Here is a 13,881-nt window from a genome sequence, read left to right on the forward strand (position 1 = left end):
CGGGGTGCCGCGGCGAAGTCCGACGGGTCCCGCGCGCTCACCGCCCGCACCGATACCGCCGACAGCGTCGCTCGGTCGGTCTGTCCGTACTGCGCCGTCGGCTGTGGTCAGCGGGTGTTCGTGAAGGACGGGCGGGTCAGTCAGATTGAGGGTGATCCGGACAGCCCGATCTCGCGGGGTCGGCTCTGTCCGAAGGGTTCGGCGAGCAAGAGCTTGGTCACCAGTCCGCTGCGGCAGACCACTGTCCGCTACCGCCGTCCTTACTCGACGCAGTGGGAGGATCTGGAGCTCGACACCGCGCTCGACATGATCGCCGACCGGATCCTCGCGGCCCGCGAGCAGACCTGGGAGGACGTCGACACGCAGGGCCGGCCGCTCAACCGGACGCTGGGTATCTCCAGTCTGGGTGGGGCGACGCTGGACAACGAGGAGAACTACCTCATCAAGAAGTTGTTCACCGCGATGGGGGCGTTGCAGATCGAGAACCAGGCCCGTATTTGACACTCCGCCACCGTCCCCGGTCTGGGGGCCAGCTTCGGTCGTGGCGGTGCGACGGATTTCCAGCAGGACATCGCCAACGCTGACGTGATCGTCATCCAGGGTTCGAACATGGCTGAGGCACACCCGGTGGGTTTCCAGTGGGTGATGGAGGCCAAGCGCAAGGGTGCGAAGGTCTTCCACGTCGACCCGCGGTTCACCAGGACGAGCGCTGTCGCGGATGAGTACCTGCCGATCCGGGCGGGCACTGACATCGCGTTGCTTGGTGGGGTGGTGCGCTACATCCTGGACAACGAGTTGGATTTCCGGGAGTACGTGCTCGCGTACACCAACGCGGCGACGATCGTGAGCGAGGACTTCAGCGACACCGAGGACGGCGACGGCTTCTTCTCCGGCTTCGATCCGGAGACCGGCACCTACGTGCAGGACAGCTGGCAGTACGAGGGGCACGAGGGTTCGTCGGGCAGTGGGCACACCGCTCAGGAGCGGGACAGCGCCGCGGGTTTGGCGCACGAGTCGCACGGCGCGCCGGTGGGTGGGCAGACCCGGCGCGATGAGACGTTGCAGCACCCGCGCTGCGTCTATCAGATCCTCAAGCGACACTTTGCCCGTTACACCCCGGAGATGGTGGAGCGGGTCTGCGGCATTTCGCAGGCGCAGTTCCTGGAGTTGGCGCGAGCGTGGACGGCGAACTCCGGCCGGGACCGCACCGGCATGCTGATCTACTCGGTGGGTTGGACGCAGCACAGCGTGGGTGTGCAGTACATCCGTACCGGCGCGATCATCCAGCTGTTGCTGGGCAACATGGGCCGCCCGGGGGGCGGGGTGATGGCGCTTCGTGGCCACGCCAGCATCCAGGGCTCAACCGACATTCCGACGTTGTTCAACCTGTTGCCTGGTTATCTGCCGATGCCGCACCACGCCGAGCACCCGAGCTTCGACGAGTGGGTGGACAGCATTCGCCACCCGGGGCAGAAGGGGTTCTGGGGTAACGCGCGGTCGTTCGCCGCCAGCCTGCTCAAGGCGTACTGGGGTGACGCGGCGACGCCGGAGAACGACTTCTGCTACGGCTACCTGCCCCGGCTGACCGGTGATCACGGCACGTACCAGCAGGTGCTCAACATGATCGACGGGAAGATCAAGGGCTACTTCCTGCTCGGGCAGAACCCGGCTGTCGGCTCGGCGCACGGTCGCGCGCAGCGTCTCGGCATGGCCAACCTCGACTGGCTGGTGGTCCGGGACCTGTTCATGATCGAGAGCGCGACGTTCTGGCAGAACGGCCCCGAGGTCGCCACCGGGGAGATCGTGCCGCAGGAGTGCCGCACCGAGGTGTTCTTCCTGCCCGCCGCGTCGCATGTGGAGAAGGAGGGCACGTTCACCCAGACGCAGCGGTTGTTGCAGTGGCGGGAGAAGGCCGTCGAGCCGCCGGGCGACGCCCGCTCCGAGCTGTGGTTCTTCTATCACCTGGGCCGCAAACTGCGGGAGAAGCTGGCCGACTCGCCGCTGCCGCGCGACCGGGCGCTGCTCGACCTCACCTGGGACTACCCCACGCACGGCCCGAACGCGGAGCCGAGCGCCGAGGCGGTGCTGCGCGAGATCAACGGGTACGACGTGGCGACCGGCCGCCCGCTGTCCGGTTTCGCCGAGGCACGCGCGGACGGCTCCACCGCGATCGGTTGTTGGATCTACAGCGGGGTGTACGCGGACGGGGTCAACCAGGCGGCCCGGCGCAAGTCCCGGCACGAACAGGACTGGGTTGCCGCCGAGTGGGGTTGGGCGTGGCCGGCGAACCGGCGCATCCTCTACAACCGTGCCTCCGCCGACCCGGACGGCAACCCGTGGTCTGAGCGCAAGCGTTACGTGTGGTGGGACGCGGAGAGGTCCGAGTGGACAGGCTACGACGTGCCGGACTTCGAGAAGACCAAACCACCGTCGTACCGGCCGCCAGCCGGCGCGTCCGGGCCGGAGGGCATCGCGGGCGACGACCCGTTCGTCATGCAGGGCGACGGCAAGGGCTGGCTGTACGCGCCCAGTGGTGTCCTCGACGGGCCGCTGCCGACGCACTACGAGCCGGTGGAGTCGCCGGTGCGTAACCCGCTCTACGGTCAGCAGGCCAACCCCACCCGCAAGATGTACGCGCACCCGGTGAACTCGGCGAACCCGAGCCCGCCGCAGGAGCACGCCCAGGTGTTCCCGTACGTGTTCACCGTCAGCCGGCTCACCGAGCACCACACCGCCGGTGCGATGAGCCGGACGGTGTCACCGCTCGCGGAGCTGCAACCGGAGATGTTCGTCGAGGTGTCCCCGGCCCTGGCCGGCGAGGTCGGGCTGACGCATCTGGGTTGGGCGCACCTGGTCAGCGGCCGCGCGGTGATCGAGGCGAAGGTGCTGGTGACCGACCGGCTCACCCCGCTGCGGGTGGACGGTCGGATCATCCACCAGGTGTGGTTGCCGTACCACTTCGGTTTCGAGGGTCTGGTCACCGGTGACTCGGCGAACGACCTGTTCGGCATCAGCCTGGACCCGAACGTGCTGATCCAGGAGAGCAAGGTCGGCACCTGCGACGTGCGGCCGGGCCGCCGTCCCACCGGCCCGGCGTTGCTCGAACTGGTGGCCGACTACCAGCGGCGCGCCGGGATCATCCCGGGCCAGCACGCTCCGGCCGTGACCACCGACGATGAGGGGACGGTGCACGGTGCTTCCTGACCCGAACAGCCTGTACGGCCCGTTGGATCCGGCACCCGAGGCGGGCTATGAGAACGCGCCGCCGCGGATGGGTTTCTTCACCGACACCAGCGTCTGCATCGGTTGCAAGGCCTGTGAGGTCGCCTGCAAGGAGTGGAACGGCGTTCCGGAGAGCGGCCTGGATCTGCTCGGCATGTCGTACGACAACACCGGAGCCCTGACAGCGAACTCGTGGCGACACGTCGCGTTCATCGAGCAGCCCCGCCCGGCCGGTCATGGCGCCGCGCCGGCGGACGTCCTCGGTGCGCCGGTCGACGCGGCCCGGCCGGTCGACGCGGGCCCCCAGTTCCTGGGGATGCCGGGGGCCCAGCCACCGGGCCGGGGCACTGGCGTCGAGGAGCGCACCGATTTCCGGTGGTTGATGATGTCGGACGTCTGCAAGCACTGCACCCATGCGGCCTGCCTGGACGTGTGTCCGACGGGTTCGTTGTTCCGCACTGAGTTCGGCACGGTGGTGGTGCAGGAGGACATCTGCAACGGGTGCGGGTACTGCATCTCGGCGTGCCCGTACGGGGTGATCGACCAGCGTAAGGACGACGGTCGGGCGTGGAAGTGCACGCTGTGCTACGACCGGTTGGGCGCGGGGATGACTCCGGCGTGTGCGCAGGCGTGCCCGACCGAGTCGATCCAGTACGGGCCCCTGGGCGAGCTGCGCGAACGCGCCGCAGCCCGGGTGGAGACGCTGCACGAGCGGGGGGTCCCCGAGGCCCGCCTGTACGGGCACGACCCGAACGACGGCGTGGGTGGTGACGGGGCGTTCTTCCTGCTCCTGGACGAACCCGAGGTGTACGGGCTGCCACCCGACCCGGTCGTGACCACCCGTGACCTGCCGAAGATGTGGAAGCGCGCCGGCCTCGCGGCTCTCGCCATGGCGGCTGCGACAGTCGCCGCGTTCGTCGGAGGCTCCTCATGACCCCACCGGGCCCCGTGGGCGACCGGTTCCGTCGCTTCCGGGAGCGGCTCGCCGCCGAGGGTGCCGACCGCGCCGACCGACCGCCGCTGAGCGCCGACCGCCCCGACCAACCGCCGCTGAGCGACGACCGCCCCAACGCCGCGAGCGGCGCAGCGGCGGCGAGCGGCGCAGGGGCCACGAGGGGCCCGCAGGTCGCGAGGGGTGCGGCGGCCACGAGCGGTGGCGACCACCCGAACGGCAGGGGCACCGCCGCCAGTAGCCGCCGGGGCGACCTGGCGGCGCGGCGGAGCACCGAAGCCGGGGGCCGGTGGGGCAGGCGGCGCGGCGGCGGCGAGGAACTCCGGGTGCCGGAGGCCGAGTTCACCTCCTACTACGGGCGGCCCGTTCTGAAGGGGCCGGTCTGGAAGTGGGACATCGCCGCATACCTGTTCACCGGTGGGCTGGCCGCCGGCTCGTCGTTGCTGGCCGCGGGCGGGCAGCTCACCGGGCGGCCCGCGTTGCGGCGCGCCGGTCGGGTCACCGCGTTGGCCGCCGTCAGCGCCAGCGCCGTCTTCCTGGTGAGGGACCTGGGCCGGCCGGCGCGCTTCCACCACATGCTGCGGGTGGCCAAGCCGACGTCGCCGATGTCGATGGGCACCTGGATCCTCACCGCGTACGGGCCGGCGGCGGGCGTCGCCGCGATCGCCGAGGCGGCCGGTGCGCTGCCCCGGCACGGTCTGCTCGGGCTGGCCGGCCGGGCGTTGCCGCCGATCGGGCACGCCGCTGGGCTGCTCGCTGCCGGCACCGCGCCGGCGCTGGCCACGTACACCGGGGTGTTGCTGGCCGACACTGCGGTGCCGTCGTGGCATGAGGCGTACCCCGAGCTGCCGGTGATCTTCGCGGGCAGCGCGTTGGCCAGCGGCGCCGGCGTGGGTCTGCTCGCCGCGCCGCCGACCCAGGCCGGGCCGGCCCGCCGGATGGCGGTGGCCGGCGCGGCCCTGGAGCTGTACGGCGCGCATCGGGTGGAGACCCGACTCGGCCTGCTCAGTGAGCCCTACCGGTTGGGTCGGCCGGGTCGGTTGCTGCGCGCCGGGCGGTTGCTGACCGCCGGCGGGGTGGCGGGTGCTCTGCTGGGCCGGCGCAGCCGGGTGGTCGGGGCGCTCTCGGGGGCCGCGCTGCTGGCCGCGTCGGTGCTGACCCGGTTCGGCATCTTCTACGGCGGCGTCGCCTCGGCCCGCGATCCGCGGTACACGGTGGTGCCGCAGCGCGAACGGGTCGAGGCGCGGCGAACCGCCATGGATCTTCCAGCTGATCGGGCGGTGCCGCCCGCGGTGTGATCGAATGTCCGGTGGAGGCGTTCAGGCGGCTGGTGCCCCTCCCGGTCTTCAAAACCGGAGTGGTCCGGGACCCGGGCCAGGCGGGTTCGATTCCCGTCCGTCTCCGCCACACCGCTTGCAGGAGATGACGTGATGGGCGACGGCCCGGTGGACCCGCGACGTCGGGTGCCCCGTACGGACACGCTGCTCGCCGACCCGGTGCTGGCCGCCGCCACGGTGACTCTCGGCCGGGAGCAGGTCAAGGCGATCGTCTCCCACGCGCAGGGCCGCGCCCGCCGGGGCGAGCTCAGCCCCGACGAGGTACGCGACGCGGCGGTCGCGGCGTTGCCCACGCCCGGCCCCCGGGTGGTGCTCAACGCCACCGGTGTCGTGCTGCACACCAACCTGGGTCGGGCGCCGTTGTCGTCCGCCGCTGTCGCCGCTGTGGTGGCCGCCGCCGGGCACACCGACGTCGAGTTGGACCTGGTCACCGGCCGGCGGGCCCGTCGTGGGCGGGGCGCGCTCGACGCGCTGGCCGCCGCGGTGCCCGACGCGGGCGCCGTGCACGTCGTCAACAACGGCGCCGCCGCGCTGGTGCTGGCCGCCACCGCGTTGGCCGCCGGCCGGGAGATCGTGGTCAGTCGGGGCGAGTTGGTCGAGATCGGCGACGGGTTCCGCCTGCCCGACCTGCTGGAGAGCACCGGCGCGCGGCTGCGCGAGGTGGGCACCACCAACCGCACCACAGTCGCGGACTACGCCGCCGTGCTCGGCCCGCAAACCGGCTTCGTGCTCAAGGTGCACCCGTCGAACTTCCGGGTCACCGGCTTCACCTCGGCCGTCGGGGTACGGCAACTGGCCACGCTCGGGGCGCCGGTGGTCGCGGACATCGGCTCCGGGCTGCTCGGCGCGGACCCGCTGCTGCCCGACGAGCCGGACGCCGCCAGCACCCTGCGCGCGGGCGCGGCGCTGGTCACCGCCAGCGGCGACAAGCTGCTCGGTGGGCCGCAGGCGGGGCTGCTGCTGGGTGACGTCGAGGTGATCGAACGGTTGCGTCGCCACCCACTGGCGCGGGCGCTGCGGGTGGACAAGCTCACCCTGGCGGCGCTGGCCGCCACAGTGCACCAACCGGACACCCCGACCCGGGCGGCGCTGCACGCCGACCCGGGTGCCCTGCGTGAACGGGTGGAGCGGCTGCGGGACCGGCTCGGCGCGGACGGCCGCAAGGCGGAGGTGGTGCCGGCCGTCGCGGTGGTCGGTGGGGGCGGCGCCCCCGGGGTGGAGTTGGACTCGTGGGCGTTGAGCCTGCCCGAGCGGTACGCGTCGCCGTTGCGCACCGGAGACCCGCCGGTCCTGGGCCGGGTGGTGCGCGGCCGGCTCCTGCTCGACCTGCGCTGTGTGCCCGCCGACGCGGATGAGGCGATCCGCGAGGCCGTGCTGCGCGTACCCGGGGAGGACTGAGCGTGTTCGTCGTCGCGACGGCCGGGCACGTCGACCACGGCAAGTCGACACTGGTGCGGGCGTTGACCGGGATGGAACCCGACCGGTGGGCCGAGGAACGCCGCCGGGGGATGACCATCGACCTGGGTTTCGCCTGGACGACGCTGCCGTCCGGCGGCACCGTCGCCTTCGTCGACGTACCCGGGCACGAGCGGTTCGTGCCGAACATGCTCGCCGGGGTCGGCCCGGTCCCGGCGGCGCTGATCGTGGTGGCCGCCGACGAGGGGTGGATGCCGCAGTCCGCCGAGCACCTGGCCGCGCTCGACGCGCTCGGCGTCGCGTACGGCCTGCTGGCGGTGACCCGCGCGGACCTGGCCGATCCGGGGCCGGCGACGGCCCGTGCCCGCGCCGAGATCGCCGAGACCAGCCTCGGCGCGGTGCCGGCGGTGGCGGTCAGTGGTCTGACCGGCGCGGGCCTGCCGCAGCTGCGGGCGGCCCTGGACCGGCTCGCCGCCCAACTGCCCGCGCCGGTGCTGGACGATCCGGTCCGGCTGTGGGTGGACCGCAGCTTCACGGTGCGGGGCAGCGGCACCGTCGTCACCGGCACCCTCGGCGCCGGCCGGTTGCGGGTGGGCGACGAACTGGAGCTGGCCGGCGCCGACGAACCGGTCCGCGTCCGTGGCCTGCACTCCCTCGGCGAGGCCCGACCGCAGGCGGCGGCGGTCGCCCGGGTGGCGGTCAACCTGCGCGGTACGCCCCGCGACCGGCTCGGCCGGGGCGACGCGTTGCTCACCCCGGGCCGGTTTCACCACACCGATCTGGTCGACGTCCGGCTCGCCGGCGACGCGGCGGCCGACCTGCCGGCCACCCTCACCCTGCACGTCGGGTCGGCGGCGGTGCCGGTACGGGTGCGTCCGCTCGGCCCGGACACGGTCCGGCTGCGGCTGGCCCGCCCGTTGCCGTTGCTGGTGGGTGACAGGGCGCTGCTGCGGGACCCGGGCCGCCACCACGTCAACGGCGGCGTGCGGGTGCTGGACGTGGCACCCCCACCGCTGGGCCGACGAGGTGCGGCCGCCGCCCGCGCCCAGGTCCTCGCCGAGTTGGACGGTCGACCCGACCTGGCGGGGGAGCTGCGTCGCCGCCGGCTGATCCGGGCCGGCACGTTGATCCGGATGGGGGTCGCGGTGCCCGCCGAGCCGGGGCGGGACCGGCCGGCGTTCGCCGAGCCGGTGGCCGGCGACTGGCTGGCCAACCCCGCGCACTGGCGGTGGCTCGGCGAGCGGCTGACCGAGGAGGTCGCCCGGCACGCGCGGGAACACCCGTTGGAACCCGGGATGCCGGTGGACGCGCTGCGGCAGCGTCTTGCCCTGCCCGATCGGGTGCTGGTCGAGGCGCTGGTCCGGCCGCCGCTGCGGATCCACGCCGGTCGGGTCGGGGCGGCGAGCGCCAACGCGCTGCCCGAACCGGTGGCCCTGGCCGTGCAGCGGGTCCGCGCCGAGTACGGCGACCGGCCGTTTCGCGCCCCCGAGGCGGACCGCCTCGTCGACCTCGGCCTGGGCCCCCGGGAGATCGGCGCCGCGGTGCGGGCCGGCGCCCTGCTGCGGTTGGCCGACAACGTGGTGCTGCTGCCCGACGCGCTCGACGGCGCGGTGCGGGTGTTGGCCGGGTTGCCGCAGCCGTTCACCCTCTCCGCGGCCCGGCAGGCGTTGGACACCACCCGCCGGGTGGCGGTGCCCCTGCTGGAGCTGCTGGACCGGCGGGGCGCTACCCGCCGGCTGCCCGACGACGCCCGGATCGTCGTCAGCTGAGCGCCGCGACCTGGCCGGCCGCTTTCAGTCCAGGTCGGACATGTCCAGCACGAAGCGGTAGCGGACGTCGTTTCGCCGGAGGCGGTCGAATGCCGTGCCCACCTGCGCCGACGCGAGTACCTCGATGTCGGCGGTGACGCCGTGGTCGGCGCAGAACTGGAGCATCTCAGCTGTCGAGCGGCGGCCACCGCTCCCGGCGGAGCTGAGCTTCTTGCGGCCGACGAGCAGGTCGGTGGTCTCGACGGTCACCGGACCCAGGTATCCGAGCAGGCTGAGGGTGCCGTCCATCGCCACCAGCTTCAGGTACGGGGCGAGGTCGTGCGGTGCGGAGATGGTGTCGATGACGAGGTCGAAGGTGTCGCGGGCCGCAGCCATCTGCTGGGGATCGGTGGAGTCGACGAGGTCGTGTGCGCCGAGCCGGCGGGCGTCGTCCCGCTTGTCCTGGGTACGGCTGATCACGGTCGTGGTGGCGCCGAGTGCCACGGCCATCTTGACCGCGAGGTGGCCCAGCCCGCCGAGCCCGGCCACGGCGACGCGGCTGCCTGGGCCGACGCGATGGGAACGCAGGGGCTCCCAGACGGTGACGCCGGCGCACAGCAGCGGGGCGGCTGCGGCCGGGTCGAGGCCGGCGGGGAGCGGGTGGGCGAAGGTGTTCCGCACGACGTATTCGCGGGAGAAGCCACCCATTGTCGTCGAGCCGTCCTGCCGGTCTGTGCCGCCGTAGGTCAGAGTGGGGAAGGAGTGGCAGAAGTTCTCCTGTCCGGCCGCGCACATGGCGCAGTCGCCGCAGGAGTCGACGATGTTGCCCACGGCGACGCTGTCGCCGATCGAGAAGCTGGTCACCTCGGGGCCGGTGCCGGTCACCACGCCGGTGAATTCATGGCCTGGCACCAGGGGCGCGTCGGTGTGCTGGTCGTAGTCCTGCAGGGCGTGCAGGTCGCTGTGGCAGACCCCGCAGTAGTCGACCCGTACCGCGATGTCGTCGGGGCGTAGGTCACGGCGTTCGATCGGAGTACGGCGCAGCGCCGTCGGGCCGCTCGCTTGCCAGCCAATGGTCCTTCGCATGATCGACTCCTCCAAACAGACTGTTCGGTCTGTCGCAGCCTAGGTCGGACGGCGGGCTGAAGCAAACCAACCGTTCTGTTTTGTTATGGTGGGAGCATGCCGGAGCAGCCCCTGACCTCGCGAGGCGCCGCGACCTACCAGCGCATCCTGGAGGCCGCCACCGAGGAGTTCGCCCAACACGGCATCGCCGGGGCACGCGTCGACCGCATCGTGACGGCCGCCCGCACCAACAAGGCCCAGCTCTATGCCTACTTCGGGGACAAGGAACGACTCTTCGACGCGATCTTCCTCAGCTCGCTGGAGCGCATCACCAACGTCGTGCCCATCGACGCCGACGATCTCGCGGACTGGGCCGTTCGCCTCTACGACGAGTACCTGCGCCGTCCCGACCTCATCCGGCTCGCGACCTGGACGCGGCTGGAACGCCGGCCCGCCGGACACCTCGTCGAGACCCACCAGCACTACGACGATCGCAAGCTCACGGCGATCGCCGAGGCCCAGGCCGCCGGGCGGATCCGCGGCGGTGACCCTTTCGACATCATGGCCCTGGTCATCGCGATGTCCATGGCCTGGTCACCGGTGAGCAACGTCTATGCGGCCAGCAGCCAGGAACCCGACGACGTGCATTCCCGACGCCGTGTTCTGCTTCGCGAATGCGTCCGACGCGCCACAGCGCCGACGGACCAAGATCACCCTGACCGCTGACCGCCGCGACCGATCCGGTGCTGACACGTTTGCGCCGAGATGCGACGGTGGGCTGATGGTCGAGGTGTCCCCGTCCCGGTCGCGACCGTTCGGTGGTCGGTGGCGCGTCGTCGTTCCGGTGGCGCTGCGGTGGGGGCTGCCGGTGCTGTGGGTGCTGTGGGCCGCTCTGGCGTGGTGGGTCGAGCCCCGCGAGTCGACCGAAGCCCAGCTCGATCGGGATCTCACGGCGGGCCGGGTGGTGACCTACCAACGGGCGAATGGCTGGGCTGACGACGACGCCTACTGGGGCAGCCGACCTGCTCTGCGGCCCGCAGAGCAGGGCTGGATGATCGCGTGGACGCTGCCCAACGGTCAGACCCGGTACGCCTCCGTCCAACCGCCCAACCCGCAGTCGTACCCCGATGGGCCGGACCGGTCGGCGCAGGCCGGGCCGGATGCACGGCTGGCCGCCGTCGTCGGCCCGTGGCACGGCGGCGGCGACGCGGCGCACCGGATCACGACCACCGCTGGGCTGCTCGCCGGTGTGTTGCTCCTGCTCTGGCTGGGTCGGCTGATCGGCGGAGCGCCACCGTTGACCGGAACCCGATGGTTCTGGTTCTGGGTCGGGCTGCTGCCCTTCGGTGCGGGAGTGCTCGCCTGGACGTACCGGGAGCTCTGGCGGCCACCGGCGGCACCGGTCCCCGACCGGGGCTCGGGCTGGCGTGGCGTCGGCTGGTTGATCCTCGCCGGGGTCGGGATTGGTCTGCTGGTGTCCGTTGCGCGAATCATGTTCGGAACGACTGTGGTGCCGGGCTGAGCCGGCGATGCCCGGCCAACCGGCCCCGAGGTCGGCGACGGTCACCTACGGTGACGCCATGGACCCTTCGGCGGTCTGGCGGGACCGGCAGCACAAGTGGCGGATCGAGGCGTACCGGGCACCGGACCTGCGCTTCGCCATCTACGCCACAAACGGCCCCACCGAGTCGGTGCCGCTGTGGTTGTTCGGGATGTCGGCGCTGGCCCGGTGGCTGATGACCCACGCCATCTCGCTGGACGACCTGGAGGTCGACTGAGCGGGGCGCGGTCGCAAACCGGGCCCGCGCGGTGCCCCGCTGCGGTTGAGTGACCTCAGGCGGCGGACGGGGGTACGCGATGGGCGGTCAGCTCGGGCAGTTGGCGTTGGTGGCCGTGCTGGTGCTGGTCAACGCCGCGCTCTCCGGCAGCGAGATGGCGCTGGTGACCCTGCGGGAGGGGCAGTTGCGGCGGCTGGGCCGGCGCAGCAGTGCCGGCGACCGGTTGGTGCGGCTGTCTCGCGACCCGAACCGCTACCTGGCCACGATTCAGCTCGGCATCACCCTGGCGGGGTTCCTGGCCTCGGCGGCGGCAGCGGTGTCGTTGGCCTCTCCGCTGGTTGGTCCGTTGGGTTTCCTCGGCGGGGCGGCGCGCCCCGCCGCGGTGCTGCTGGTGACAGTGCTGCTGACGTTCGTCACGCTGGTGCTCGGGGAGCTGGCCCCGAAGCGGCTGGCCATGCAGCGGGCCGAGCGTTGGGCGCTGCTGAGCGCCGGCCCGTTGGATCTGCTGGCTCGGGTGTCCCGGCCGGCGGTGTGGCTGCTCAGCCGGGCCACCGACGCGGTCGTGCGGCTCGCCGGCGGTGACCCCCGGGCCAACCGGGAGGAGATGACCGAGGAGGAGCTGCGGGAGATGCTGGCCAGCCAGCGCGGCCTGTCGGCTCAGCAGCGGGAGATCCTGACCGGCGCGTTCGACATCGCCGGCCGGACGCTGCGGGAGATCCTGGTGGCCCGGCGGGAGGTCACCACGCTGCCGGCCGATCTGGCCGCCGACGAGGGGGTCCGGCGGCTCGCCGCCGCCGGGCGGTCCCGCGCTCCCGTCACCGGCCCCGGCGGCCTGGACGAGGTGCTCGGGGTGGTGCACATCCGCGACCTGGTGCGGGCCGGCACCGCCCCGGTGGGTGACCGGGTCCGGGCGCCGCTGCTGCTGCCGGTGACCCTGCCGGTCGCCGACGCGATGCGTCAGCTGCGGCAGGAGCATCAGCAGCTGGCCCTGGTGGTCGATGAGCACGGGGGCATCGACGGCATGGTCACCATGGAGGACCTGCTGGCCGAGGTGGTCGGCGAGTTGTACGACGAGACCGACCGGGACGTGCGCGGGGTCGTCCGGGAACCGGACGGGTCGCTGCTGGTGCCCGGCGACTTCCCGCTGCACGACCTGCCGGATCTGGGGGTGCGGCTGAGCTTTCCGTTGTCCCGGGACTACACGACGGTGGCTGGTCTGGTGCTGGCCCGACTGCGGCACCTGCCGGACTCCGCGGGTGAGACGGTGCGGCTGCCCGGGCTGACCCTGCAGGTGGTGGAGGTCGCCGACCGGGCGGTGCGCCGGGTGCGGCTCTGCGGGTTCGTCACCGAGCGCTGAGCATTCACCCAGAAGGCTGACGAAAGGCCCAAATCGGCGAGGCGGGGAACGCGGGCCGCCTACGGTGCCAGACGTGAAGGACCGAGGGTTACGTACGTTCGTCACGGTGCTGGCCGGCCTCGCGGTGATCTATTTCGGCAGCGCCGGCCGCAGCCCCGAGGAGGGCAGTGGCATCTCCGGCGGGGTGGTGGTCCTGGCGTTGCTCGCCGCGCTGCTCGTGTGGCACCTGACCCGCCCGGGGGACAAGACGGTCAAGTAAGCGCCTCAGCGGGCGGCGACGCGGGCGACCTCACCGGCGGACTCCTCACCCAGCGCCACCCGTACCAGCGCTGATGCGAGCCGGCCGAAGTCCGGTTCGTCGACGAGGCCGGCGAGGCGGTCCGGGGTCCCAGGCAGGCCCAGCCGCTTCGCCCCGGCCAGGGCCCGACGGTCGGCGTACGGGCGCACGTCCGACCAGACCGTCTGTGCCTCGCGCAGGTAGATGTCAGCGCCGGTGGGGCCGATGCCGGGGAACTCGGTGAGCCGCCGCCGCAGCCCGGCCGGGTCGCCCTGGGCCTCCCGGTGCAGGCGTCGCAGGTCGCCGTGCCAACGGTCCAGGCACAGCCGGGCGCCGGTACCGAGCATGGTGGCCGTCCGCTCGTCGTACCGGCGGTAGTGGCCCCGGCCCAGCGCGTCGACACGCTCCTGCCACCTGGCCGCCTCCATGGCCTGCGGGGTGCGGTACCCCGCGGCGAACAGCTCCCGCGCGGCGTCCACCGCCACGCACGCGCGGATCCGGGTGCTCAGCAGCGTGGCCAGCACCAGCAGCTGGTACAGCGGCCCCGGCCGGTCGGAGAGCCGGATGCCGGCCTCCTCCGCGTACGTGCGGCCACGCCGGTCGAGCAGCACCCGCACCACACTTCGATCATTGCCCACGCCGTCGGGTTACCCACTTGATGACCCGCTAGCCGTCGCACCGCCGACCGCTGCCGGAATGCCACCGGGGCAGGCGGGTATGCCGACCGTG

The 13,881-nt window shown here is 72.6% G+C and carries 12 protein-coding genes and 1 tRNA gene; 11 read left to right on the forward strand and 2 right to left on the reverse strand.

Going from position 1 to position 13,881, the window contains the following annotated elements; translation table 11 throughout:
* The 6 genes from fdh to selB all read left to right on the forward strand — a co-directional run.
* Positions 1-3,204, forward strand: a 3,204-nt coding sequence (gene fdh, locus AB0B98_RS16005; protein ID WP_357363319.1) for a formate dehydrogenase, incomplete at its 5' end; no start/stop codon positions are given.
* Positions 3,176-4,156 (forward strand): 4Fe-4S dicluster domain-containing protein, encoded by a 981-nt coding sequence (locus AB0B98_RS16010; RefSeq protein ID WP_357363321.1) that lies wholly within the window; start codon positions 3,176-3,178, stop codon positions 4,154-4,156. The genes fdh and AB0B98_RS16010, both read left to right, overlap by 29 nt.
* Positions 4,153-5,472, forward strand: coding sequence for an NrfD/PsrC family molybdoenzyme membrane anchor subunit (gene nrfD / locus AB0B98_RS16015; protein ID WP_357363323.1), 1,320 nt, complete (start codon positions 4,153-4,155; stop codon positions 5,470-5,472). Before AB0B98_RS16010 ends, nrfD begins: the two co-directional genes overlap by 4 nt.
* A gap of 13 nt (positions 5,473-5,485) precedes the next feature.
* Positions 5,486-5,581 (forward strand) — tRNA-Sec (locus AB0B98_RS16020).
* Positions 5,582-5,604: 23 nt separating this feature from the next.
* Positions 5,605-6,909, forward strand: a complete 1,305-nt coding sequence (gene selA / locus AB0B98_RS16025; RefSeq protein WP_357363325.1) for an L-seryl-tRNA(Sec) selenium transferase — start codon at positions 5,605-5,607, stop codon at positions 6,907-6,909.
* A 2-nt stretch (positions 6,910-6,911) separates the two neighbouring features.
* Positions 6,912-8,696, forward strand: coding sequence for a selenocysteine-specific translation elongation factor (gene selB / locus AB0B98_RS16030; protein WP_357363327.1), 1,785 nt, complete (start codon positions 6,912-6,914; stop codon positions 8,694-8,696).
* 24 nt (positions 8,697-8,720) lie between these two features.
* On the opposite strand, the gene AB0B98_RS16035 is transcribed toward selB, so the two are convergent.
* Positions 8,721-9,761, reverse strand: a complete 1,041-nt coding sequence (locus AB0B98_RS16035; protein ID WP_357363329.1) for an NAD(P)-dependent alcohol dehydrogenase — start codon at positions 9,759-9,761, stop codon at positions 8,721-8,723.
* A 96-nt stretch (positions 9,762-9,857) separates the two neighbouring features.
* Between AB0B98_RS16035 and AB0B98_RS16040 the strand changes: the two genes are divergently transcribed.
* The 5 genes from AB0B98_RS16040 (at position 9,858) to AB0B98_RS16060 (ending at position 13,134) form a co-directional block, all read left to right on the forward strand.
* A complete protein-coding gene (locus AB0B98_RS16040) occupies positions 9,858-10,466 on the forward strand; it encodes a TetR family transcriptional regulator (RefSeq protein WP_357363331.1) in 609 nt (202 codons plus the stop codon).
* 55 nt (positions 10,467-10,521) lie between these two features.
* Complete coding sequence (locus AB0B98_RS16045; protein ID WP_357363333.1) at positions 10,522-11,262, forward strand: hypothetical protein; 741 nt, start codon at positions 10,522-10,524, stop codon at positions 11,260-11,262.
* Positions 11,263-11,320: 58 nt separating this feature from the next.
* Entirely contained in the window at positions 11,321-11,518 is a 198-nt protein-coding gene (locus AB0B98_RS16050; protein ID WP_238669770.1) for a hypothetical protein, read from the forward strand.
* A gap of 79 nt (positions 11,519-11,597) precedes the next feature.
* A complete protein-coding gene (locus tag AB0B98_RS16055) occupies positions 11,598-12,875 on the forward strand; it encodes a hemolysin family protein (protein ID WP_238669771.1) in 1,278 nt (425 codons plus the stop codon).
* Positions 12,876-12,948: 73 nt separating this feature from the next.
* Complete coding sequence (locus AB0B98_RS16060; RefSeq protein ID WP_238669772.1) at positions 12,949-13,134, forward strand: hypothetical protein; 186 nt, start codon at positions 12,949-12,951, stop codon at positions 13,132-13,134.
* 5 nt (positions 13,135-13,139) lie between these two features.
* Here AB0B98_RS16060 and AB0B98_RS16065 read toward each other — a convergent pair whose 3' ends face one another.
* Positions 13,140-13,790 (reverse strand): hypothetical protein, encoded by a 651-nt coding sequence (locus AB0B98_RS16065; RefSeq protein ID WP_357363335.1) that lies wholly within the window; start codon positions 13,788-13,790, stop codon positions 13,140-13,142.
* Between the last annotated feature and the right edge of the window lie 91 nt (positions 13,791-13,881).

The organism is Micromonospora sp. NPDC048947 (assembly GCF_040649495.1).
GTDB lineage: Bacteria > Actinomycetota > Actinomycetes > Mycobacteriales > Micromonosporaceae > Micromonospora > Micromonospora alfalfae.

Bases quoted from the DNA above. Each gene is read 5' to 3' on its own strand.
- AB0B98_RS16010 (WP_357363321.1), top strand. From the start codon at position 3,176: ATGAGGGGACGGTGCACGGTGCTTCCTGACCCGAACAGCCTGTACGGC.
- nrfD (WP_357363323.1), top strand. From the start codon at position 4,153: ATGACCCCACCGGGCCCCGTGGGCGACCGGTTCCGTCGCTTCCGGGAG.
- selA (WP_357363325.1), top strand. From the start codon at position 5,605: ATGGGCGACGGCCCGGTGGACCCGCGACGTCGGGTGCCCCGTACGGAC.
- AB0B98_RS16035 (WP_357363329.1), bottom strand. From the start codon at position 9,761: ATGCGAAGGACCATTGGCTGGCAAGCGAGCGGCCCGACGGCGCTGCGC.
- AB0B98_RS16040 (WP_357363331.1), top strand. From the start codon at position 9,858: ATGCCGGAGCAGCCCCTGACCTCGCGAGGCGCCGCGACCTACCAGCGC.
- AB0B98_RS16045 (WP_357363333.1), top strand. From the start codon at position 10,522: ATGGTCGAGGTGTCCCCGTCCCGGTCGCGACCGTTCGGTGGTCGGTGG.
- AB0B98_RS16050 (WP_238669770.1), top strand. From the start codon at position 11,321: ATGGACCCTTCGGCGGTCTGGCGGGACCGGCAGCACAAGTGGCGGATC.
- AB0B98_RS16055 (WP_238669771.1), top strand. From the start codon at position 11,598: ATGGGCGGTCAGCTCGGGCAGTTGGCGTTGGTGGCCGTGCTGGTGCTG.